The 23,427-nt window shown below is 54.0% G+C and carries 24 protein-coding genes; 13 read left to right on the top strand and 11 right to left on the bottom strand.

What is annotated here, in order from left to right; translation table 11 throughout:
* The 5 genes from BUB54_RS15960 to BUB54_RS15935 form a co-directional block, all read right to left on the bottom strand.
* A partial coding sequence (locus BUB54_RS15960; protein ID WP_139284877.1) for a helix-turn-helix domain-containing protein occupies positions 1-240 on the bottom strand: 240 nt, incomplete at its 3' end.
* 250 nt (positions 241-490) lie between these two features.
* A complete protein-coding gene (locus tag BUB54_RS15955) occupies positions 491-748 on the bottom strand; it encodes a hypothetical protein (RefSeq protein WP_048880221.1) in 258 nt (85 codons plus the stop codon).
* A 160-nt stretch (positions 749-908) separates the two neighbouring features.
* Positions 909-1,472 (bottom strand): lipid-binding SYLF domain-containing protein, encoded by a 564-nt coding sequence (locus BUB54_RS15950; protein WP_048880220.1) that lies wholly within the window; start codon positions 1,470-1,472, stop codon positions 909-911.
* Between the two features lie 119 nt (positions 1,473-1,591).
* A complete protein-coding gene (locus BUB54_RS15945; RefSeq protein ID WP_158320164.1) occupies positions 1,592-2,782 on the bottom strand; it encodes an OmpA family protein in 1,191 nt (396 codons plus the stop codon).
* A 1,296-nt stretch (positions 2,783-4,078) separates the two neighbouring features.
* Complete coding sequence (locus BUB54_RS15935; protein ID WP_073211933.1) at positions 4,079-5,206, bottom strand: IS110 family RNA-guided transposase; 1,128 nt, start codon at positions 5,204-5,206, stop codon at positions 4,079-4,081.
* Positions 5,207-5,406: 200 nt separating this feature from the next.
* Between BUB54_RS15935 and BUB54_RS15930 the strand changes: the two genes are divergently transcribed.
* The 3 genes from BUB54_RS15930 to BUB54_RS15925 all read left to right on the top strand — a co-directional run bounded on the left by BUB54_RS15930 (position 5,407) and on the right by BUB54_RS15925 (position 7,697).
* Complete coding sequence (locus BUB54_RS15930; protein ID WP_139284954.1) at positions 5,407-5,586, top strand: hypothetical protein; 180 nt, start codon at positions 5,407-5,409, stop codon at positions 5,584-5,586.
* 99 nt (positions 5,587-5,685) lie between these two features.
* The gene (locus BUB54_RS20440) at positions 5,686-5,886 is read left to right on the top strand and encodes a hypothetical protein (RefSeq protein ID WP_139284953.1); all 201 of its coding nucleotides are present in this window, start codon (positions 5,686-5,688) and stop codon (positions 5,884-5,886) included.
* A gap of 536 nt (positions 5,887-6,422) precedes the next feature.
* Entirely contained in the window at positions 6,423-7,697 is a 1,275-nt protein-coding gene (locus BUB54_RS15925; protein WP_073211932.1) for an amidase, read from the top strand.
* A gap of 789 nt (positions 7,698-8,486) precedes the next feature.
* On the opposite strand, the gene catC is transcribed toward BUB54_RS15925, so the two are convergent.
* The 4 genes from catC to BUB54_RS15900 all read right to left on the bottom strand — a co-directional run bounded on the left by catC (position 8,487) and on the right by BUB54_RS15900 (position 11,831).
* A complete protein-coding gene (gene catC / locus BUB54_RS15915) occupies positions 8,487-8,765 on the bottom strand; it encodes a muconolactone Delta-isomerase (RefSeq protein ID WP_048880033.1) in 279 nt (92 codons plus the stop codon).
* A 17-nt stretch (positions 8,766-8,782) separates the two neighbouring features.
* Positions 8,783-9,943: a muconate/chloromuconate family cycloisomerase gene (locus BUB54_RS15910; RefSeq protein WP_241869451.1), complete on the bottom strand. Its 1,161-nt coding sequence runs from the start codon at positions 9,941-9,943 to the stop codon at positions 8,783-8,785.
* Positions 9,944-10,017: 74 nt separating this feature from the next.
* Positions 10,018-10,947 carry a catechol 1,2-dioxygenase gene (gene catA / locus BUB54_RS15905; RefSeq protein ID WP_048880031.1) on the bottom strand — a complete coding sequence of 310 codons (930 nt, stop codon included), beginning with the start codon at positions 10,945-10,947 and terminating at the stop codon, positions 10,018-10,020.
* A gap of 320 nt (positions 10,948-11,267) precedes the next feature.
* Complete coding sequence (locus BUB54_RS15900) at positions 11,268-11,831, bottom strand: nuclear transport factor 2 family protein (RefSeq protein ID WP_048880030.1); 564 nt, start codon at positions 11,829-11,831, stop codon at positions 11,268-11,270.
* Positions 11,832-12,412: 581 nt separating this feature from the next.
* Between BUB54_RS15900 and BUB54_RS15895 the strand changes: the two genes are divergently transcribed.
* The 7 genes from BUB54_RS15895 to BUB54_RS15865 are packed head-to-tail and all read left to right on the top strand — an operon-like array spanning position 12,413 to position 17,975.
* Positions 12,413-13,558, top strand: coding sequence for an acyl-CoA dehydrogenase family protein (locus BUB54_RS15895; protein WP_048880029.1), 1,146 nt, complete (start codon positions 12,413-12,415; stop codon positions 13,556-13,558).
* Positions 13,559-13,594: 36 nt separating this feature from the next.
* The gene (locus tag BUB54_RS15890) at positions 13,595-13,954 is read left to right on the top strand and encodes a hypothetical protein (protein ID WP_048880028.1); all 360 of its coding nucleotides are present in this window, start codon (positions 13,595-13,597) and stop codon (positions 13,952-13,954) included.
* A gap of 48 nt (positions 13,955-14,002) precedes the next feature.
* Complete coding sequence (locus tag BUB54_RS15885) at positions 14,003-15,256, top strand: aromatic ring-hydroxylating oxygenase subunit alpha (protein WP_048880027.1); 1,254 nt, start codon at positions 14,003-14,005, stop codon at positions 15,254-15,256.
* Positions 15,253-15,747, top strand: coding sequence for an aromatic-ring-hydroxylating dioxygenase subunit beta (locus BUB54_RS15880; RefSeq protein WP_048880026.1), 495 nt, complete (start codon positions 15,253-15,255; stop codon positions 15,745-15,747). Before BUB54_RS15885 ends, BUB54_RS15880 begins: the two co-directional genes overlap by 4 nt.
* On the top strand, positions 15,747-16,505 hold the full coding sequence (locus tag BUB54_RS15875; RefSeq protein WP_241869450.1) for an SDR family NAD(P)-dependent oxidoreductase: 759 nt from the start codon (positions 15,747-15,749) through the stop codon (positions 16,503-16,505). Before BUB54_RS15880 ends, BUB54_RS15875 begins: the two co-directional genes overlap by 1 nt.
* Before the next feature lie 8 nt (positions 16,506-16,513).
* Positions 16,514-17,488 (top strand): PDR/VanB family oxidoreductase, encoded by a 975-nt coding sequence (locus tag BUB54_RS15870; RefSeq protein ID WP_048880038.1) that lies wholly within the window; start codon positions 16,514-16,516, stop codon positions 17,486-17,488.
* On the top strand, positions 17,481-17,975 hold the full coding sequence (locus tag BUB54_RS15865; RefSeq protein WP_048880025.1) for a flavin reductase: 495 nt from the start codon (positions 17,481-17,483) through the stop codon (positions 17,973-17,975). The genes BUB54_RS15870 and BUB54_RS15865 overlap by 8 nt, the downstream gene beginning before the upstream one ends.
* Here the strand turns inward: BUB54_RS15865 and BUB54_RS15860 are convergent.
* Positions 17,972-18,394, bottom strand: a complete 423-nt coding sequence (locus BUB54_RS15860) for a MarR family winged helix-turn-helix transcriptional regulator (RefSeq protein WP_048880024.1) — start codon at positions 18,392-18,394, stop codon at positions 17,972-17,974. The genes BUB54_RS15865 and BUB54_RS15860 overlap by 4 nt on opposite strands.
* Before the next feature lie 324 nt (positions 18,395-18,718).
* Here BUB54_RS15860 and BUB54_RS15855 point away from each other — a divergent pair, with 324 nt between their 5' ends.
* The 3 genes from BUB54_RS15855 to BUB54_RS15845 all read left to right on the top strand — a co-directional run bounded on the left by BUB54_RS15855 (position 18,719) and on the right by BUB54_RS15845 (position 22,176).
* Positions 18,719-20,197 (top strand): aldehyde dehydrogenase family protein, encoded by a 1,479-nt coding sequence (locus BUB54_RS15855; protein ID WP_244890798.1) that lies wholly within the window; start codon positions 18,719-18,721, stop codon positions 20,195-20,197.
* 48 nt (positions 20,198-20,245) lie between these two features.
* Positions 20,246-21,304, top strand: a complete 1,059-nt coding sequence (locus BUB54_RS15850; protein WP_048880022.1) for a maleylacetate reductase — start codon at positions 20,246-20,248, stop codon at positions 21,302-21,304.
* Between the two features lie 83 nt (positions 21,305-21,387).
* Positions 21,388-22,176, top strand: a complete 789-nt coding sequence (locus tag BUB54_RS15845) for a dioxygenase family protein (RefSeq protein ID WP_241869448.1) — start codon at positions 21,388-21,390, stop codon at positions 22,174-22,176.
* A gap of 162 nt (positions 22,177-22,338) precedes the next feature.
* On the opposite strand, the gene BUB54_RS15840 is transcribed toward BUB54_RS15845, so the two are convergent.
* On the bottom strand, positions 22,339-23,370 hold the full coding sequence (locus tag BUB54_RS15840) for an AraC family transcriptional regulator (protein WP_073211931.1): 1,032 nt from the start codon (positions 23,368-23,370) through the stop codon (positions 22,339-22,341).
* Positions 23,371-23,427 lie beyond the last annotated feature (57 nt).

Below are 23,427 nucleotides of genomic sequence, written 5' to 3'. Positions count from 1 at the left end.
CTCATCGTACAGCCCATCCAGACCATCGCGAGCAAACCGATTGCGCCACACGCCAGCGGTATGGGCGCAGACATTCAGCTTCGTCGCAATATCCTTGTTGGTTAGACCGTCCGCCGCGGCAAGCACGATGCGGGCACGTAATGCCAGCGACTGTGGCGCTCCATGCTTGCGGATCAGAGCCGTCAGGGCAGCTTCCTCAGCATCATCCAACATGACAGCAACCGCACGACCCTTCGACATCCTAGCCTCCCCAAGTTTAAGGTTTAGCCAGAATGTAGACTACTTTCCGATCAGGACACTAGCAATCTGCTTCGATCAACAAGCTCTTAGGATAGAGTTACTCCAACCATGACCGGTATGCCTCTACTCTGGCAAACGTCGAAAATCAGCCGACTCACTTGTACACGCCACCGCCGCTATTATGTTCTGATTATTCGAAAACCACCTGTGCATAAGTATTTCCAGTTTTTCATAATACTTTCCCCCGCAGTTATAATAGTGCGCCCAAAATAGGGGCCATATGCGCAGCCTGAGGGAAGCACATTCTAATCGACTCTCCGCTGCCGAGTACGGTTACCGCTGGCAAGCCTTGTGCCAGATATCGTAGCATGACAGCTTGAAGCATACTGGTGAGTCGATCTCGCCACAAATCATTACTATAAAACTCAAATCGATAGTTCTTACAAACCTCTTCGATCGTTTCGATTAAGATAACCAGAATACCCACATCACGAACCACGGCCGTCATTGACTTGGCATTTCAGGTGGGGCCTGAAACCGCAATTAGACGAAAGTCACCGCGTGATGGGCGGGGAACAGACTACTAGGGCCGTAGCCAACAAGACCGGTCCATTCTGAAGACAAGATCGGCTATACCAGCGCGGAGATTTCCTTAGCCATGGCCATGGCTAAGGACCAACGCTGATAGCCGTGATTTTTGATCCTTCAATCCCTGCTCCGGCCATCAACCCCTTCTGTCCGAATGGTATCGCATATACGTCCTGCGTTAGCGTCGTGGTTGTTAGACTTGAGGCCGCCCCTTTATCAAGCACAACAATGCTGGGTCCTACACCGACCGACCAGCCTTGACTTTTTTTTAGATAAGAGAGTGCAGAGGCTTTCATAAAGAAAAGTGCATAGCTAAAAGACTGGACGCCAGCTTGCAATCCGTACGATGCCGCAGAGATATTATAGAACTGCGTGGGTAAGCCACCTTCGAACAAAACGCCATCTCCAGTCTGTGCACCAAAAATGAGACCGGCTTTTACAATAGAAGGAAATACTAAAATTGCCTTGGCTCGTTCGCCAAGAAGCTTAGCTTTTGGCTGTGTATCGTAAAGATTTTGTAGCGCCACATTTGATGTTCGGATCAGTTCTGAAGCTGACGCAGCCGACGCAGGACTAGCCAAGGTGAACATTACCAGGAATACGGACGCGTATCTTATGATAGAATTGCGACGTTTGACTTTCATCAGAAAACTCCTGCTGTGTTAGTGCTTTTTTTTATAATCCTATAATCTGGTTTTTTATATGCTGCGCAAATCCTGCTGATATCGTTATCGTGTCGATTTAGTTACGAGATAATGTTAGTCTAATTTATAACGATTTCGACGCGGCGGTTTTGTGGATCACGTAAATTGGCCCCAGTATGCGCGAGAAGCTTTGTGTCGCCAAAACCCCGTACGGCAATTTCAGAGGCTGGAACACCGTAAGAAATCAATTTCTTTTCAACAACTTTTGCGCGGCTTATGGAAAGGTTCCGATTGTAGGGGGGCCTACCGGATGTATTCGTGTAACCATCCACCTCGATCCTCGTGACCTGATTTGTGCGGCTGTCCGCCGCGGCTTGGGCGATGACCCTGCTTGCGCGCGGCGTAAGCGTGGCCTCATCCCAATCGAAGAACACTAGATATGTCTTGGCCTGGAGGGGGGCGGGGGCGGTGGTTGGCATAGCGGTTGGGGCTGGAGGCGAAGACAGAGGTCGCGGGAACCTGAAACCGACCCCAAAAATGGGGCCATAAGTGGTGATATGAAGTGACCGCCGCACCCCAAGCGTATCGCGGCTGAGCCCCAAGCGCTCGGTGTCTAGCGCTCGCGCCGCCAGATTTATGCTGAGCCAGTCATTTACAGCATAGGAGATCGTGCCAGATGCGCCCCAGCCCCAGGAGCCACCATCGACACCGAAGCCTTGCACCAGCGCGGCAAGCTCAATGCGCCATCGTGGTCCGGGGATAAAGTCTGCTCGCGTGCCAATCCAGGGCTGTACGAAGTTGGTGTTGTTAGTTGAACTGCGGCCAGCTAGTTCCTCCTCGCCGGTGTAGCTCTGCGAAGCAGAAAAAAAGCTGAAGCCCGCGCGTGCGTCTACGGATGTGGGGACTCCATAAACATTGCCAGCGTAAACTTGATAGCCAAAACCTGGAGCAATTCGCAATAACTGCAGAGCTGATTTCAGCCTAAGATTATCGCCCAGAGGGCCGGATGGTAGATCCTGGCTTTGGCTCACAGAGATATACTGTAGATCCATTTCGGCGGAGTAGGGACCATACCGTACAAGGCCATCGCCAATGAACGCGGCATGAAGAATATGAGCGATATCAATCGGACTCAGCAAGCCGGTATTGAAAGCGCTAAGCATCCGACTGTCGGCTATTGGCGTGGCATAATTCACTGACCCGGCGAAGCCTGGCCACCAAAAATAGGGATCGACTTCAACCTGTACGCGATATGCGCCCGTGCTGGTATAACCATCGCGATTAGAAAAATATTGAGCCCGTGCTGCCATGCCAACGGAAGCCGCCAGCCAAAGAGCCAACACAAAACATGCAACCGACGCAATATGGGGAGACTTCATGATTCGCCCGATCAAAATTGCCGTCACTAACGCAGGAATTCTATTTATTAGGTACTTACCAAATAGGGTAACGGTTAATATCTATTTCGGTTTTACCTATTATTGTGTCGCGATAGATACTTAAGAGGCATCTTAGGGCAAGCTCCCGCGTTCCTCAGGAATGCCCCCCCGATCACAGCCAATAGTCTTGCACCTGTTCAGCATTGCAGGATTTCGAATTAAGAAAGGAGGCTATTAAATTCTAGGCGTGCCGTCCTTGATAAATATCAAAATTTGATAAAATCAAATGCAGCACAATTAGCGCAGCTAATTAATATTTCTTAGTAGATCTGTGATGTGCCATGCATAATTGAGAAGAAACGGTCTATTTGTGTACAGTGCCATGCTTCTCTCCTGCGTTCATTTTATTGGAGATGGGACTAAGATCTCCCTTCAAAACCTCTTGCCAGGCTCGGATAGGGTGATTCATGGGGGGAGATGACCTTACCTCTACTCCCCCCATGCACTTTAGCTAATTGTCGAACCGTTATTGCCGGTGACCGACCCAACGTCCATGACAGCGTGCCTGTCTAGGAACTGACCGACGCCATTCCCACTGTCGCTGGAAAGCGCCGCCGCCCGGCCTAGCTGCATGCTGATAAAGCATATGACCACCGTCGCCGCCACGATGCTTGCAACCGCGGCAGTATCAGGCCACTCATACCCCGTAGAGGCCGAGACAGTTCGCAAAAGCTTTGGCGGCACAGATGGGTAATCGAATGAAGCTTTGCCTGGAACAACCGATTCCAGAGGTTCACCATTCGATGCGACCGCCGCATGCGACATGCATCAGGCACTCACTACAATCGCCTGCTTACTCCTATGCATGCGTGCCCTACTCGGAGGGCTTTGAAAGGGATTCTCTCATGTTCGTCGTTTCAAGCTGCAGGGATAAAAATACTTTCTTTTGTAAGCCTTTTCGGTACGGCCGCCCCTGGGAAAGGCAGGAGGCACGATCATGAAACGACGGTTGATCATTCTCCGATACGCGGGTTGGTTACCGCCGGACCTGTGATGCGTCGCGGAGCTTCCTCGGTCTAAGATCCAGCGTCGGATAAGATCCGGCTGATAGAGTCTACGAGGGTTCCCCTGGCCGTAATCGTGCCCCCGGCCTTGCCCAGCTTTGGATATATAGTTGCGGTGGCGAGCTCCTTTCTTGGCGAGATGTTCGGGGTCAATACGAAGGTGTCAGGCTGCTGCCGGTTGCACTTGATTGGCGATTGCCCAAACAAACCCTGTCAGTTCGCGCGCGATCGCGGTGGTTATCACCGTGGTCAACTTTCCGGCACGGGCAAACTTGCGGTACCGCCAGCACAGTCGTTCCTGCGCTTTCCGTGCAATATCGCGGACCGGCTTGGTGAGCTTCTCCTGCCGGATCAACTGTGCACGGCCGATCCGGGCCGGGAACCGGTAACTCCAGGCGGCCTCGATCAGCATGCGCCGTGCCGCCTCGTTGCCAGCCTTGGTGATACCGCCCTGGCGACGTTTGGCGCCGCTGGCGTTTTCAGACGGGACCAAGCCAAGAAATACCATGAGCTGAGTTGGTTTGGCGAAGCGGGTGATATCGCCAAGTTCGGCAACCAGTGTTGCCGCCGCTACCATTGCCACGCCGCGCCATGCCTGAAGTGCCTGCACGACCGGTGCGGGAGACCACCCCGGCAGGGCCGCCTCGATATGCGCCTCCAGACGATCCAGCCGGGCGCTCGTCGCATCCACCGCTTCGATACAATCCTCAAGAACGATATAATGCACCGGCTGCTCAAACTTCAGCCCGGCCAGCCAACGCCGGTGTAGATGCGTCCATGCCTTCTGGCCATAGTGGCAGCCCTGGTGCAGTAGGAACCCCGATAGTCGTTGGCGTGCCTTACGCAACGTGCGCACCGCCGCCAGACGGGCTCGAACCAGATCACGAATTGCCTCGTGCGCCTGGTTAGGCACCCACACCGCGGTCAACTCACCGGCCCGGTGCAGCTTGGCCAGATCGTTTGCGTCCCGCCGGTCAGTCTTAATCCGGTCGCCAGGCTTTTTCGGAATCAAAGATGGTGCCACAACAATGCATTCGTGCCCCGCCGCAGCGATCTGCCGTTGGGTACCATAGCCGCAAGGTCCCGCCTCATAGCAAAACCGTAATTCGTGACCGCTCCTGGCTAACTTGGAAATCAGCTTCTTCAACGCGGTCGGCGTGTTCGCGATCGTCCCGTAATCACGCACCTCCTTCCGCAGGCCCGACTCAGCAACCGCAACGGCTATCGCATTGTTGTGCACATCAAGGCCAATGTAAGTGATAAACGTCGCCGTGACTCGTCTCCTATGCATGAGGTTCGGCGCAGACCAATCCAGCGCAACCCTCGAAATCCTGCATATTGTGAGACGGATCACCGCCCTATCTCAGGCGAACATCTGGTCTAAAGGGGCAACTATGGTTCAGTGTTTGACAAAGTTACAGCGCCCTTGTTGAAGATGTATTGGAGCTTGGGCGGCACGTTTTGCGGCCCCCTGGCGGCAGCAAGCGCTGTTTGGACGAAGCCGGCAACAATCCTGTGCATGATGCCGTGCAAGCTTATGTTTTCGGGCATCTCACTGCAGAAAACGGGAGGCTGATGCGTGAAAAGGCCGTTTTCCTTACGCCGGGCGGCAATTCGAGCGGCGTTGGCAGGCTATATGCGGGTTCCCTGGACATGTTCAGTAACTACTAAATTTGTGTGTTCGCCGGGTAGCTCTTGCACAGGGAGTATGCACTTATCGGCCATGCATTGTATCGGAAGTCAGATCTGGCACGAATGCACGCTGCATATGTGGCTGACACGATCGCATTTTTAACCAAACCGGCGCTGGCATCGGCGACGATCGATCAGGCAATTGATGCCTATGTCCGCTTTACTTGGGTTGCTACCGACGGCGTCTATGGTATCAGTAAAATGAAGAAAGCTTCCCCCTGGACAAGACAAACTTTTGCCAGGAGTGGATTCCAATCACTGGTTCAACGCCCGAGGTAAGTTGCTGAGCATTGTCGGCGAGGCAATGGACATCGCATGATGCTTGCCGCGGGAGCATGACAACGCCTGTCAGCGGCGCAAGCGACCAAGGCCAAGCGGCTCTTCGACTGAGCTTATTGTCCGCGGGCTGATCTCGACGCCGAAGAGTTCGCGCTGCTACGCAGGGCCCATAGATGCCAGGACTGCTGATCTGGGCCGGCATTGCCGATACATGCGCGCCTATGTCACTACCTGGTATCGGCACAGTAGGTCAATCGCTGCCCTGGTCTGCGAGGAAGGAACGCGTTGGCGGATTAAAGAAGGGGCCGAAACTATAAGGCAAGAACTCGGCCTCTCTGTTTGTTGCAATTGCAGCTTGAGCGGCGTCGTGATTTGATTTTCTGTTTTTATTCAAATAATCGCTTCGATTTCTGCGTTATACAGCTTTTCCTGTTTGCTTGATTTCGTTAAAAGATTCGATAGTCGGTATTAACTGTCTTGCGGAAAACCATCTCCTGTAACGGCCTTTGTTGTGCCGAAATAAACCGCGCTGGGATATGAAGACGATAGAAAGGAAAAAAGTTTTGCCCGAACGCTCAATACAGCCTGTTATGGCATCAACCCAGAATGGCATCGATCGCATGCTTAAAATCATAGAGGCCGTCGAGCCTCAGATCGGTGCTTTCTGTGCGTTTGACCGAGCGCGTATACATGGCTTTGTTCCTCGTCCCGGTCTGCTCTCGGGGGTTGGTGTCGGCGTCAAGGATATTATTGAGACGAAAGATTTTCCTACCACCTATGGTTCGCCTATTTACGATGGTTTCCGGCCTCGTGCTGATGCCACTTGCGTTTCTCTTCTTGAGCGCGCCGGTGCGGTGAATATGGGTAAGACGGTGACAACGGAATTTGCTTTCTTTCGTCCTGGGAAAACACGAAATCCGCATGACCTAAATCGTACACCCGGCGGTTCGTCCTCGGGATCAGCCGCTGCCGTGGCGGCGGGTATGGTCGGACTTGGTTTGGCGTCCCAAACGGCAGCTTCCCTCACTCGTCCTGCATCCTATTGCGGTATTGCTGGGCTGAAACCATCTTTTGGTAGCTACAGCCTCGCTGGCGTAAAGGGGTTGGCGCCTTCTTTTGATACGCTCGGCGTATTGGCCCCGAATGTTGCCGGTCTGGTCGCTGCCCACGGAGTTTTGGGGGGCGGGATGGCGGGCCATCCAGTCCGTCCGACACGGATCGGCTTTTGCCGTACTCCCTGGTGGAACCAAGGAAAGGCAGACATGCACCTTGCCCTTGAAAATGCGGCTGAATTATTAGGTGCAGAGACGCTAGTAGAGCCGTTGGCGTTAGACGGCTTTGTTGAGGGAGAGGGATTGCATAAGCTTATTATGAGTTATGAGGCGGTGCAGGTGCTTGCCTCCGAGTATGACAATCATGCCAATCTCCTGAGCCCGCAAATTTTGGCTCTGATCAGGTCTGGTACGGCTGTGTCGTATGACGATTATCTTGCCGCTAGAATTAAAGCTCGTCAGCTTCGTCGGGAAATTTCGGAAGTCTTTGAAAATTACGATGTACTGCTTGCGCCGGCTGCGCCGGGAGAGGCTCCGTTGGGGCTGGAGGTAACAGGTGACCCGATATTTAGCCGACTTTGGACTTTGCTGCGCTTGCCTAGTGTAACTCTGCCAGGAATGGTGGGTGAGAATGGGTTGCCAATTGGCATACAGCTTCTCGGTGCGCGAAATACAGATGAAAAATTACTGGAATATGCGGCTTGGGCGGAGAGCCTGTTGCCGCCACGCCAAATCCCAAAAATCGTTGCAAATTATTGAGAATTTTTAGAAATGATTCAATCGAATAAGACATTTCTGTCGACTTTTCCAGCGTTGAGATATGCAGCATCGCTGGAGGGACTAACATGTGTGAACCAGACAAAAGTCTCTTGCAGGGCTCCGGATGGGAACCTAGGTCGCGGCATCCTTGGCGGCCCACGAGCTTTAGTTTTGTCACATATGTTTGCTTCATAGTTTTAGTTCGCTTGGAGGCGGCAATGCCCTTTGAGGTGAGGGCATTGCCTTCGGGTTACAGTACGCGGCGGCGTCGCCAGAAACCATATGACAGTGGGTGCTTCGCCCAAGCCGGCAGTCGTCTTGCTGACGATGATGGAATTCTGGATAGCGCCGAAGCCATGCACGCGGGCATGGGGCTTGCCGTCAAACTACGATTAGGGTGGGAAAAAGCTGGCGCCACCTCGTCGTCGTAAAGAATGAAAGCGATAAAGCGGACCGGGGTCGGCGCAGTGAGGTTATTCTGTGAACATGCCGCCGATGAGAAGGTCATCGCCATAATAGACGGTGATGCCGATCTGGATTAGTAGGCCCACAACCTCCCGCACCAAACAATTTACATCATATCGTAATAAATATTAGAAGCCACGCAACTGTGTAAGGTCAGACATATAAGCCAGCACGCTTTGGCGAACGCGTGCGTCTTCTCCCTGCCACACACGTAGAGCGGTACCAAGCGATTACAGCAATAGAAAGGCTGAAGATGTAACTGGAATTATTGATGCATGCACGCAAATTTAGTCGTTTACGCTAATAAATGTTACTTTGTTTCGGCTACTTGATCGAAGATGGGTGCTTGGCCAATGGTGTTACGCTGATCTCCATGAATGGAAACAGTGGTAGTGTAGAAAGAACACCGTGAAGCTCGTCATGGCCAGCCACGTCGAAGATGCTGATATTGGCATAGCGTCCGGCTACGCGCCATAGATGCACCCATTTGCCCTCACGCTGTAAATCCTGCGCACGTGCCTTCTCCTCGGCCTTCAACTTGTCGATGGTAGCCGGGTCAGAATCATGGGGGATTTGGACATCCATATGTACAGCATAAAGCATTTGAAAGACTTCCCTTATTATGCGCGCGTGAAACGGTGCAGCTTGTCTTCGTCCAGAACCATGCCGATACCTGGCCCGCTAGGTAAATGCACACAGAAATCAGCGAACCTCAGCGGCTCGGCAACGATGTCGCTGATAAGAATCTGTGGCCCAAAATGTTCGCAGCCCCAATGTAGTTTCCGGAAGGTAGAGAAAACCTGAAGATGCGCAGAAGCCCCGACGGAACTTTCCAGCAGGCAGCCGCCATAAAGCTCGAGGCCAGCGGCCTCGGCCACAGAGGCGACAGCGCGGAGGCCGACTAGGCCCGCATGCTTCACTAACTTCAAGGAGACAGCATCTGCTGCCCCAGCATTGGCGACGTGCAGCATGTCGTGCGCGTCGAACACGCATTCATCGGCGAGGATCGGCGGGATGCCGGGGCGGGTACGCAGGCGAGCGAGGGCGGGGATGTTCCAGGCCGGGACTGGCTGCTCCACCAGTTTGATCCCCATGTCGGCGAGTCTCGGCAAATAGTGGATCGAGATGGACTCATCCCACGCCTGGTTCACGTCTACAATCAATTCGGCGCGGCCATTTAGCGCATTGGTAAGCTTGGTCAGGCGTGCGATGTCCTGCTCCGGCGTTTGCGCGCCGATTTTCACTTTGAAACGGTTATGCAGGCGCTGTTCGAGCTTGGCGTTGGCTTCTTCGATTTCCTGACAAGGATCTCCGGAGGCCAGGGTCCACAGCACCGGAATTTTCGTTCGAACGGCGCCGCCGAAGAAGGTATGCACGGGCAGGTTAAGGCTCTTGCCCATGGCATCCCACAAGGCGGTTTCGATGGCGGCCTTCGCGGCGTTATTCCGCTTGGCGGCTCGATCCATACTCGCTGCCGCGATTTGAATCTGGCGGGCGTCTAGCCCGATGATGGCGGAAGCGAGGTAGGTGTCGATAACGGTCTTGATGCCTTCCACGCTTTCCTCGCTCCAGCGCGGTCCACCCAGTGTCGCGGCCTCTCCGATGCCCTCCACGCCGTTGACAAGACGAATGCGCACAATGACGTAGTTCTGCGCCGTGACTGAGGTTTGCGAGAGCTTATGCTTGCGGATCGTGGGAACATCCACGATCAGGCTGACGACCGAATGGATCGCGAAATCCTTCGTCGTTTCGGTGAGCTGGATCGAAGGAGCCTGGGACATGGACATTCTCTAATCGTTGAGACGGGACAGGCGGGAAGCCCGTGGACACTGCCGTGGCCACGGGCGGAACGGTTTCAGGCGGGAGCGTGGAGCCGTTCCACCTCGGCGGCCGGCAGGCCGGCTTCTTCTCGGTGTAGCGTGAAGTCGAAGTGGATTGTCACGAACGGTTCGTTAAGGCCCTTGGCCTGAATTTCTGCGGCTGTCGAATGTCGTACCACCGGCGGAATCAGTCCGTCGCGGGTGGCATAGGCAAAGTCATCGTAGATATATTCATCACCCTCGATGTTGATTTGCGTCGTCAGTTTGCGGTAGCCAGGGGCAGAGACGAAGAAATGGATATGCGCTGGCCGGTTGCCATGGCGGCCGATTGATTTAAGAAATTGATTGGTTGTGCCTTCAGGCGGCACGGCGTAGCCGGAGGGCAAAATGCTGCGAAATTTGTAGCGCCCCTCGCCATCCGTCTCAATTCGGCGACGCAAATTGAAAGCAGGCTGTGATTGGTCGAAATGCGAGTAGTTACCCTTTGTGTTGGCATGCCAGACATCTACGATGGCGCCAGAAACAGGCTTGCCGGCCACGTCTTTTACCTGGCCTTCCATGATGAGCACTTCGCCATTCTCGGCAAGCTGGTCAAGGCGGGCTTCTCCCTTAGAGAGCGGTGCGCCTTCAATATAGAGAGGCCCTTCAATCGTGCGCGGCGTGCCACTCTTAACGTCAAGGCCAGCTTCCTCCTCGACCTTGTCTTGTAACAGGTCGAGGAAATGCTCCAGGCCCAACCCGGCAACGACGAGGCCGATCTCGCCGGACTGTCCGACGCGGGCGAGATAATTGGCGGCGTACCAGAATTCGCTCGGCGTGACATTGAAGTCCTCGATCAGGCGTATAGTGTCAGTCAGGAAGCGCTCTGTGATCTTCTTCAGGCGAGCGTCACCGCCTTCGACTGTTAGACCGGAAGCTTTCTTGATCAGTTCCTGAATGTGTTGGGTCTTCAGTAATGAAGACATGTTGTTTTCCTCCTTTTGTAGTGATTATAATACGTTGACGCGTTTCAAGCTATCGTTAGTGTCTTGGTGAATATAATCATGACGGACATAAAGTTACGGTGATTGTCCTTTTCTTGTGTCGATAACGGCATTCATAACCAATGCGATCTCTTCTCAGCCATGATATTCTGGGTGTTGTTTTAAGATTTTTAAAAACGTCCAGTATGATCGGGCGGAAATCTCCCTCTCAAGCAATACTTATCTGTTTGCAGCGTTCATGACTGGCTCGGGCGTCGCGCAGAGTACGGCACAGAATCTGCGACTACAGATCCAAGTCGGATTTATGGTTTCATCAAGACTGAATGATTGGGAAATGACTCCGCCCAGCCCGCTGTAAGCGGTGCAACGAATACATTTTCCGTCCGTGTGCGGGTAATTTTCCAAGCACCTTCAACTCGGCGGAAAGCGTTGTTCAGACGGCTTGATCGCACGAGCGATTTTCCATCGGCGAAAATCCATGGCTGAATATGAATCCACTGCCCATCCGCTTCATCACCATTTATGTGGATTTGTTCGCTTGTCAAATAATGTGCGTTAAGAAGAAGGGCAGGGTCGCGCTTTTCGCCCCAGAAATTCTGGAAATGACGGCGGATTGCACTCTTGCCCTCGGCACGGCCAAACTGATTGTCGTAATAACTGCCGACGCCTTCCCAAATGGCATCTTCTGAATATAGCTCAAGGATCAACTCTATCCGATGCGAGTCATCACGTACCCCATATTCCGGGCAAGGCGTGTCACATAGAAACATATACCGAGCTTGCAGACGTCGAATATCGGCTTCGGCTTCAAGAACTTGGATGCGCCGTTCAAGAGCGGCATATCTTGTTGAATTCGGTTCGTTCATTATATCAGTTTCCCCGTAAAAGGCAGCTTTGCGGTATATTTGTCTGTGATTGCTATCATCGCTCACCGGCAATCACTTACTTAATCACCAAGTCGCGATATTGTTATTTCCGAAGCACCCATGCGTCAATGCATTTTCACGTGAAACATACCGTATAGCGGAAAGCGCTTGACAGGCTCGAAAAATACGGTAATAATCATGTATAATGAGGTGTGGAAAGAAGCCTAAAGTCTTTTTGTCCGCATTTTATGAGGGGAGAAAAGCGGTTGTCCATGACCGTCAACGATCGGGCGCAATATGGCGCCGTTCGATGCCGATGTGATCGTGATGCAGGCGTTGCTGGTTGTTCTGCCGCGGCTGGTACAGGCAGGGGATCCGCGAGGAGTTTTCCCGCTGTTATGACTGATTCGCCCCTCCGGTCTGAGTGGTTTTCAGTCTCTGGCTATTCTTTTGTGCACGAATATTAATCTGTCCGCTGAAATACAGCCTGTCTGCTGCAAAGGGGAAGATGCTCAGCTATCTGCCGTGGCGGAACGGGTGGCAGGAAATGTTCCAGAGTTTTATTGAGAGGTTTTGTGAGAATGAACCAGATGTTTGCGCCCGCGCATTCTGCGGATTCTGAGCTTGAGGCTGTAGAGGCGGAGATTCGTGCGCGCCGCGGAGAGTTTGGAGGGCTCGGCCACATTCCTCGGGATATGGTAAAATCCCTCAAGAAAGTCGGCGTTTATCGCGCTTTTGTGCCTAAAGCTCTTGGTGGTGATGAGATGTCGCCCGCTGAATTTTGCCGTTTGATCGAACGTATTGCCAAGGCAGATGCCTCGACCGGATGGGTTGCAAGTTTTGGCGTTAGCGCTGTTTACCTTGGAGCGCTTCCGCGCGAGACTTTCGAAGCTCTCTATGGCGCGGACCCGGATCTTACGTTTGCTGGGTCATTGTTTCCTCCGCAAGTGGCTCGAGAGGCGCCGGAAGGCTTCATTGTGTCCGGCCGCTGGCCATACTGCTCTGGGTGCATGGGGGCAGACATCATTGGTGTTGGCACTAAAGGAGACGATCAAACGGGGGGGCTTCCGCGTATGGCCATTATGCGCCCCCACCAAGTAAGGATCGACCCTACATGGGATGCAATCGGGTTGGGCGCAACGGGTAGTCACGATGTTGTTGTGGAAGACGTTCTGGTGCCGCATGCGATGACCTTTGTGCGTGGGGGACCATCGCTACGCTCCGAACCCATATTCAGGTATCCTGCCATGGCCCTGGCGGCACAAGTGCTGGCGGTCGTAGGGCTTGGGACGGCGCGTGAGGCGTTGGATTATATACAAGGCCAAACTGCTTCTAAAAGCTCCATCACTGGTGCGCCAGCGGGAGGGACAAGACCTTACCTGCAAGCGGGATTTGCGCAGGCCGAGGCTGAGCTTTCCGCCGCGCGGGCCTATTTTTACGACACGATGGAAGCTGCTTGGGAGCAGGTGCTGCATGGTGGTAAGGTGCAGGCAGAGATGAATGTCAAGCTTCGCTTGGCGGCGACGCGGGCGGCGCATAGCGGGGCAGCAGCGGCCCGTACGGCTTTCGAACTTGGTGGAACCGATGCGCTTCGCCGAGGCCATGTGCTGAACCGCTGTATGATTGATGCCGCCGCAGTGGCGCAGCACGCATTCCTTGGCACTGGTACTTGGACGTTCGCTGGTGCGGGATTGTTCCAGCAGCCGACGCCTCCAGGATACCCTTAATCACAGCACAGCCAGCTTATGAATTAGGAGTTAAAAATGACAAACGTCAAACCCATCCGGACATTATTTTGTGTTGCTGTCCTTCAGAATTTCTTCGATTTGCCCTTTGAAGAAATCGGCAAGGTATGGACGGGTTTCGCCAGCTTCATGTCGAATGTTTCCAAGCTTCCCGGCGTTACGGTTCTAGGCACGCTGGACGACGACGAAACGATGGTGGGAACCTCTCCTGCAGGTTTCCCGTTCACATGTTACCTGCTGGCTGACTGTCCCGATAGGGAAACCGTAAAGGCCGCCTGTAACCTCTTCCGGACCATTGAAGTCGGCGAGCACAGGCTGTGGCGTTATATGCGGATTGAGGCGCGCATGGGCCGCGCTCTGGAAATCCCGAATCTGTAAGAGTCACCAAGCCATCCGCTGCATTGGCGGCGCAAGGAGTTTCCTCACATGCTTGATTATCCTCATCCAATCGCGCCGGAGACTTTGTTCTCTGGCGACCGCATCAAGTCGACGATGTACGAAGATCAATCAATTTTCAACGAAGAGATGGAAAAGATTTTTGCCCGGACCTGGGTGTGGGTTGCTCACGATTCGGAGGTCCCGGAAAAAGGTTCATTCAAGCTCTCCTGGGTTGGTCCTCAGTCGGTCATCGTTGTGCGCGACCGCAAGGGCGACATCAACGTATTGGCGAATCGCTGTCGCCATCGCGCTGCGACCGTATGCGAAGTGAAGCAGGGGAAAACCTCCTCTTTCCAATGCCCCTATCACGGTTGGGGATACGCGCTGGATGGGAGTTTGCGCGCTTTGCCCCAGCCTGAAGAGTATGGCGAGGATTTTGACAAATCGAAGTACGGGATGAAGTCGCTTAGGTCTGAAAGTTACCGAGGCATGATCTTCGCCACATTCAACGAGGCAGCCGAGCCACTGGACGACTTTTTAGGGCCTGCGAAGAAGTGGATTGATCTGTTCATGAAGCAAGGTGGGGGATATCCCGTCACTACGTTAGGTGAGCATCAATTCAGCTTCCCTGGTAACTGGAAAATCCAGCTAGAAAATACAACGGATGCCTATCATTTCCCGATCGTGCATAAATCCTTCTTGCAATCGCTCGATAAGGAGGCGGAGAAGACCTTTACCTTTATGGATGGCGCGGGATTTGTCGAAGACCTTGGTAACGGTCACTCAGTGATGGTAATGATCCCCGAATTAGTTGATCTGGAAGCGAATCTCGACGCGCCAATCCCTGAGAGGTTTCAACAATTGGCCGAGGAGTTACGCAAGGAACATGGCGAGGACCAAGTGCGTCGCATTGTGCGTGCCGTTGGCGGGAGTGGCTTCAATCTGAATCTATTTCCAAATGTCGCCTGTTCGATGGCGTTTTTCCGGGTTTTGCGTCCGGTACGCGTGAACGAGACAGCGATTCGCCATATTGCGATCGGTATGAAGGGTGGCCCGGCTGCTGCCAATCGCATGCGGCTGAGGCTGCATGAGCATTTCCAGGGCCCGCTGGGGTTCGGTAGTCCGGATGATTCGGAAGTCTGGGAGCGTGTCCAGCGTGGCGCAGCGGGGCTGGAACAACAGGAGATTCTGGTCAACCGGGGGGGCGATGAGCAGGGAACTGACGGTCCGCGCGGACATGTGAGCGCCGAAACAGGAATGCGTGCTGCCTACAAGATGTGGAAGAGGATGATGAGCGCATGAGTAAGTTGACAAGCTTGGAACAGACAGCCCTGTTGCAGCGCGTGACGCAATTCATCTGGGTCGAGGCCGATCTACTGGACCGGAAGGATTATGATGCTTGGCTGACGCTCTGGACGCAGGACGGGCATTATATTCTGCCCATCGGTGATATTGAGGACTATCAGAATGTTCTGAACCTCGCCTACGATAATGCAGCGATGCGGCGCATGCGCATCGATCGCTTCAAGGCGGGTTTCTCTATCTCGTCTGCGCCGCCGGCGCAGACTGTTCGCACTTTATCGCGTTTTGTGATCTCTGCAGAGGACGATCGAGAGGTGCAGGTGCGCTGCGCGCAGCATTTAGTCGAGGACAAGTTTGGCCGCCAACGGCTTTTCGCGGCAAATGTCACTTACGTTCTTTCGCGCGCGGGGGATGGGTTTCTCATCCGGGATAAGATTGTCCGGCTGTTGAATTCCGATGGGATTCTCACCTCGATCAGCTATTTGTTCTGATGATGCCGGCACCTGATCAGATTCAAACAGCCGTCATAACTGGCGGCGGCGGAGGTTTTGGCGCGGCGGCGGCGAGGGCATTGCACAAGGCTGGTTTCCGCGTCGTGGTCGGCGACATTGATAGTTCCGCAGCAGAGGCGTTGGCGGCCGAGCTTGATCTTTCTGGCGAAACGGCTGTAACCGCTACGCTGGATGTCTCCAAGCCGGAGCATTTCCAGCATGTTCTGGATAGAATCATCAGCCGTTGGGGCTCAGCTGAGGTGCTGGTGAATAACGCCGCGCGCACCGCTGTGCAACCAGTGCTTGAAATCACGCCGGAGGATTTCAACGCCATCATGGCAGTGAATGCTGGCGGTACCTTTGCAGGTAGCCAGATTTTCGGTCGGCATTTCAAAGCGCGCGGCTATGGAAGGATCATCAACCTTGCTTCACTTGCAGGGCAGAATGGCGGAACGGCGACGGGGGCGCATTATGCAGCGTCCAAGGGCGCAATCCTTACGTTAACCAAGGTCTTTGCTCGTGACTTGGCCCCGTTTGGGGTTACCGTGAACGCCATCGCGCCGGGTCCCATGGATACCCCCATGGTGCGCTCCGTTCTTACAGGGGACAAACTGGCGGCCACGCTGGCCAACATACCTGTCGGGCATCTCGGGGATCCCGATTTTGTAGCTTCCCTGGTGGTGATGCTCGCCGCGCCCTCAGCTGGCTTTGTCACTGGGGCATGCTGGGACGTGAATGGCGGGATTTATATGCGATGAGGAATGAGATGAACGCAGACGCTAGGGGGATTGTTCTCATGGTGCGTGATCGCCAGGACGACGCGGGCAATATCATGCGCCTACGCTTGGCTTCGGCAGATGGTATGCCGTTGCCGCAATTCGCAGCTGGCGCCCATATCGATGTTCAGGTTCCAGGGGAAGAATCCGCCGTTTGGCGGCAATACTCGCTTTGTAGCGACCCTGCCGACACCGAGCAATATGAAATCGGTATCCTAAAAGACCCGTCAAGCAGGGGCGGGTCCATAGCCCTGCATGAACGCGTACGCGTCGGGACGATGCTCACGGCCGAAGGACCGCGGAACCATTTCCCGCTGGATGAGACAGCCGAGCACACCTTGCTGTTTGGTGGTGGAATCGGCATCACGCCCATGCTGTCCATGGCAAAGAGGCTGCACGCCTTGGGCTCGGAGTTTACCTTGCATTATTGCACGCGCACTGCGGCTGGTACGGCTTTCCGTGCCGATCTTGAGACCGCTCCCTTCAGCAGGCATGTACGGCTCCATCATGATGATGGTCCGCAAGAGCAGCGTCTCGATCTCGCGCGCGATTTGCCGCCCCCTGATGGAGCGACGCATATCTATGTCTGCGGCCCATCGGGTTTCATGGATTGGGTTATTTCCTGCGCTGAGGCGTGCGGCTACCCGCCGGCTACCATTCACCGCGAGTATTTTTCAGCGAAGATTGACAGCTCGGGCGACAGTTTTGAGGTCGAGGCGCGTGAGTCCGGTGTGACCGTTACTGTCGGCCCGAAGGACACCATCGCTAGGGCGTTGGCACGGGTTGGTGTAAAAATTCCAGTGAAGTGCGAGGAAGGGGTGTGTGGCACCTGCCTTACCTCTGTGCTGCAGGGTATTCCCGATCACCGTGATAAATTCCTCACGGATGAGGAACGGGAGACCAACGAGGACATATGCACCTGCTGCTCACGCGCCATCGGCGCGAGGCTGGTGCTCGATGTCTGAAGTTATCCCGGCTCAAGCTGCATTCAGGGAAGGAATGAGCCGCCTTGGCGCAGCCGTGAATCTTATTACGACAGATGGCCAGGCGGGGCGACATGGTATGACCGCGACCGCAGTCTGCTCAGTTACCGATAGCCCGCCGACGCTGCTGGTTTGCGTCAATCAACGTACTAAGTCGCATGACATGTTCGTCGAGAACGGCGTGCTATGTGTCAATGTACTCACTGGAGAGCACGAGGAGCTGTCCGGCCGATTTGCGCGGTTTAGTGAGGACGATCGTTTTGCGTATGGTACTTGGGAGCACGCCATAACAGGCGCCCCGGTGCTGGCAAATGCACTCGCCGCCTTTGACTGTCGGATTGTCGATCGCTTGAACCGCGGTACCCATTCAGTATTTATCTGCGAGGTAGATGTGACGTTAAACGGCAATGCGGACGACGGCCTTGTTTGGTTTGGAAGGACCTATCACCGGCTGCCGCCGCCGGGTTAGGCACCGGCGAGCTGAATGAATACTTTTTCAAGTAAGGTGTTCAGTGTCGTCAACTCCTCCGGTGTGATGTTAACGAAGCTGCTGGTTAGGATTTTCTCTGCTTCAGCCAAAGCATGGTGCCGGAGCTTCTCGCCAGCCTTGGTCAGCGTTACTTCGGTTACGCGGCCATCGGCAACACCCTGGCGGGTTGTAACCAGGCCATCGGCAATCATGCGTTGCACGATTTTGGTGGTCGTATTCAGTTTTAGGACGCTGAATTCGGCAATTTCGGAGACACTGAGATAGCCGTCCTCATATAGTGACATTAGCACCCGCCAGCGAGGCATATCCAGTCCAATTGGCTTCAAACGCCTCTCCAGCACCTGGACGTAGCGGCCATTGACCTGGGAAATCCAGTAGAAAGGCCAGTTGCGCTTCATGTATCTGACTGGCGTGGAAAGGAGTTCTTTCGATATGGTTGCGAGAGTCGTACTTCTAGGTGGCATGGCGGGCTTTCGGCTTGTAGCTGTCGAGGGTAGCGTTAAGAGTCTCAAAATTTTATGCCCCTTTTTCCAACAGGCAAAGCCGCTTTGGCAAGTCTATGTTTTATGAAAGGATAGCCTGTATTGACCTGAAGAAATTAGGTTGACATTAACAGTAAAAAGAACGTGAAATAGACAATCAATATGCTGGGCGTCAAACCGCGCCACTAAAAATTGGGGGATCCTATGAGAATCGCAGCACCTGATACACGCGTTGAAACCGTGAATGACGCGGTCATCCGCTTTCTTAGTGCCCCGAAAATGCTAATTGGCGGCCAAAGCGTGGAAGCCGAAGACGGGGATAATTATGAAATATTCAACCCGGCTACAGGCGAGATGCTGGCGCGTGTTCCCGCAGGTTCGGCTGTCGACATAGACAAGGCTGTGTGTGCCGCCCGCGCCGCGCTGGAGGGGCCCTGGTCGCGTCTGCTGCCAGCGGCGCGCCAGCGGCTGATCTTGAAACTCGCCGATCTTATCGAAGAAAATGGTGAGGAGTTAGCCCAGCTCGAAACGCTCAACAACGGCAAATCGATTATGTTGTCTCGCCTTATCGAGGCCAATTCTTCCGCTGAATATTTTCGCTATATGGCCGGGATGGCCACGAAAATCGAGGGCTCGACATTCGATGTTTCGATTCCAATTCCGCCGGGCACTAGCTACCAGGCTTTCTCGCGAAAGGAGCCGGTGGGTGTCGTCGCTGCGATCACGCCATGGAACTTCCCGCTTTGCATGGCCGCATGGAAGCTCGCTCCCGCGCTCGCCGCTGGTTGCACGGTCGTTCTCAAACCGGCGGAAGAGACCCCACTGACCTCACTGCGTCTGGCCGAGTTGTGCCGTGAGGCAGGTTTCCCGGACGGGGTAGTTAATGTCGTCACTGGTTTGGGCGAAAAGACCGGGGCGCCGCTCGTCGCGCATCCCGGCGTGAACAAGATCACCTTCACGGGGTCCACGGAGACCGGGAAGCTGATCGGCCTGCAGGCGATGAGAGACATGAAGCGTGTGACGCTGGAACTCGGTGGGAAAGCGCCGATGATCCTATTCGATGACATGGACCTTGACCTCCTCGGTGTCACCACCGCAATTGGCAGCTTTTTCAACTCAGGCCAAACATGTTGTGCCGGTGCTCGTTTCTATGTGCAATCAGGCATTTACGACAGGGCTATTGAAATAATTGCAAATATCACACGGAGCCTCAGCATCGGTTCTGGACTTGATCCTGCGAACCAGATCAATCCCGTTGTTTCAGCGCGTCACCAGGCGCATGTGCGCGGCTGCATTGCGAGCGGCATAGAGCAAGGAGCAACGCCTCTGCTTGGAAATTCGCAGGCGGACCTGGGGCGTGGATTTTATGTCGCGCCAGAATTATTTACCAACGTTCGGCAGGACATGGCGATTATGCAGGAGGAGATCTTTGGTCCCGTCGCGACGATCACTCCTTTTACAGATCCGGAGGATGCGATTCGGATGGCGAACGACACGCGCTATGGCCTTAGCGCTTCTCTTTGGACACGCGATATCAATAAAGTGATGCGCTATGTCCCGCGCCTGCAAGCCGGTACTGTGTGGGTGAATTGTCATAACCTACCTGACCAAAATATGCCGTTTGGCGGATATAAGCAGTCCGGGATCGGCCGTGAACATGGGACAGGCGCAGTCGAGAACTTTCTTGAAACGAAAGCAGTCTGCGTCGCCTATAGTTAAGCGAAGTCTTAGAGAGTCCAGATTGCAAGAGTGTTGTTGGAAGACAGTATGATCCGCTCTTTTTGTTATGACGTAAATCCAAGCCGTATCGTCTTCGGTAGAGGGGCGGTCACACACGTTGCAGACGAAATAGCCCGGCTTGGTCGCAAACGGGCGTTGATTTTGGCAACGCCATTTCAGAAGATTGAAGCCGCGCGACTTGCCGAGCAGATTGGTATGGCGGCGGCAGGCATATTTGCCGGCGCGGTGATGCATACGCCGGTTGGCGTTACGAAGGACGCGCTTGCTGCATTTATAAATTGCGATGCCGATTGCGTGGTATCCTTCGGTGGTGGTTCAACGATCGGCTTAGGCAAAGCGATTGCCTGGCGCAATGATGTGCCGCAGGTCGTGGTGGCTACGACTTATGCCGGATCGGAGGTGACACCAATTCTTGGTGAGACCGAAGATGGGTTGAAGACCACGAAGCGTGACCGGCGCATCCTGCCGGAGACGGTGATTTACGACCCGGAATTGACGATTGGCCTACCCATAGCGATGAGCGTTGTCAGCGGTCTGAATGCGATGGCACATGCGGTCGAAGCGCTTTATGCGCAGGACCGCAATCCCATCTCTTCGCTCCAGGCGATCGAGGGTATCAGGGCGCTCAAAATTGCATTGCCGCGTATCGTTGAGTCACCAACTGACATTGACGCGCGCTCTTGCGCTCTTTATGGCTCGTGGCTCTGCGGCACAGTCCTTGGTACGGTTGGAATGGCTTTGCACCACAAACTTTGCCATACGCTAGGGGGTAGCTTCGACCTGCCGCATGCCGAAACTCACGCAGTTATCTTGCCACATTCGGTAGCCTATAATGCCAAAGCGTCGGCGGAAGAGCTGGCGCCCGTGGTCGAACTTTTCGGTAGCTCCGCTGGGGGCGGGCTTTATGATTTCGCGGTTTCGATTGGTGCTCCATCGGCGCTGAAAGATTTCGGACTGACCGAGACCGATCTCGAACAGGCCACCGATCTTGCCGTTCAAAATCCCTATTGGAATCCTCGCCCCATCGAGCGGAGTGCTATCCGCATGCTGTTGCAAAACGCATGGGCTGGTATCCGTCCGCAATAGAGCGCAAAAGTAAGAGAACAGAGTGAACAAATATGATAAGCTATTTTAGCGAAGAAAGCTCGGCCGAGGCCGTCATTGGCCGCATGAGCAAGGACGTCAACCCTCGGCTGGCCGAGGTGATGATCTGCCTAATCAAGCACTTACATGCCTTCGCCAAAAAAACGCGCCTGACCCAGGAAGAGTGGGAATATGGCATTGATTTTCTAACTAAGACAGGACAGATTTGCAGCGCGGAGCGGCAGGAGTTCATTCTCCTCTCCGATACGCTTGGCTTCTCCATGTTGGTTGATGCCATCAATAACTGTCGTCCTCAGGGTGCGACGGAGAACACCGTCTTCGGCCCGTTCCATGTCGCTGGCGCCCCGGTTCGACAGATGGGTGATAATATAAACCTTGATGGAAGAGGGGAAAGCTGCCTTTTCGAGGGGAGAGTTATTGATCTCGATGGCAATCCTATCCAAGGCGCCTTCGTGGATGTTTGGTCGGACAATGCCGAGGGGTTTTACGATGTGCAGCAGCCCGACATTCAACCCAAATGGAATAATCGTGGCGTATTCGTCACCGGCGCAAATGGCGTTTATCGATTTACTGGCATCATACCGGTCTCCTACCCGATTCCAAATGATGGGCCTGTTGGGCAGATGCTAGGCCATCTTGGCCGCCATCCGTACCGCCCTGCACACATGCACTACCTCGTTACGGCCGATGGTTACCAAAAGTTGGTGACGCATATCTTCGTGGGTAACGATCCTTATATCGAGTCCGACGCCGTTTTTGGCGTAAAGGAGACGTTGATCGCGCCCTTCGAGCCTATCTGCGAAGGCCCTACTCTTTGGCGCGCGCCGTTCGATTTCGTCCTTGCTAAAAATTGAAATCGGGCAAGTCACATCATGCGTAAGTTGAACATGTTGCCGTAAGTAAATGGCGAGCCGTTCGGCTGTACTACAGCCACGATGACTACTATGAAGGCCAGGAAGCCTCGAGCGTTTCAGTAAACAGGTTCAGGGTTCTGAATATTTTTACAACGTATATTTTTAACGCCGCTTATATTTGCTAGGTGCCTTACCTTCCCAACGCTTATAGGCGCGCCATAATACAGTTCCATCTGCGTAGCCCAGAGTTTGGGCTACATCCGACATCCGGGCGCTTCCGTTTGACAGTCGCTCTCGTGCTAGGGCGTTGAGATAGCTCTGGAGCATGATTCGGAATGATAGTCCTTCAGCACTCAGTCGGCGCTGCAGAGTTCTTGGGTTCAGCGCAAGTTCATGTGCGACTGTCTCCAAAGTCACTTGCTGCTCCCCGACATGCAATTCGATAAGTGCCTGTACTTGTTCTCCTAGTGTTCCGTCTCCAATACTGTTGCTGGACAAGTCTGCAACGTGGCGCTCAAGAATCCGCGTCAACCCAGTATCTTCGATTCGGAAACTATGCCGTGCCTCAGTACCATCGACGATCAGTCTGTTGCCTGACTGATTGAAATGAATGGGGGCGCGGAAAATCTTCTGAAGCAATGTGGTGTCGCCCTCATTCGGGTGCTCGAAATGTACTTCCAATGGGCGCCAGTTGGCTGCGAAACAAGCGCGCACGAGCTGACAGCACGCTGCAAGTGTGTACTCAGTTTCCTGACGCCGCGGCCAAAGATTGGGAGCCGTAATTCTATAGCTCCAAACGAAATCATGGTCCAAGGGCATCATGGCCGATAATGTCGCCCCTTGTAAGGACCTAACGCATACTGATAGCCGTTCGAACGCCGCCTGCAAAGTCGCAGAAAGAGAGAAGAGCGCGCCCATTGGTCCTATATCTGCGGGCTGGAGGCGCATGCCGATCCGAAGTCCCAAGGACGGATCGTCCAGTGCTTGTGCAGCATCTTCGAACAGCGCGATATAACGCGCCAACGGTAGCACTGCATAGGGATCGATAAAGTCTTCGGCATGCATGCCGCGCTGCAGTAGAAAATTCTCATAGCATATTCCGTTTTCCAAGATATGCTGACGTAAAGGCGTCAATACAGATGCACGGATCATGGCGGCCTTCGGCATCCTGTCGATATGCTCGCGCTTGGTCATTAAGACGAATCCATTTTATATAATTATTTGGCTTGTGTCGTATTCTATCGAATGTTT

Source organism: Acidocella aminolytica 101 = DSM 11237, from assembly GCF_900129125.1.
In the GTDB taxonomy this organism is placed as follows: Bacteria; Pseudomonadota; Alphaproteobacteria; order Acetobacterales; family Acetobacteraceae; genus Acidocella; species Acidocella aminolytica.
Note: the sequence above shows the minus strand (reverse complement) of the source record. Positions and strands in the feature narration are given on the sequence as shown.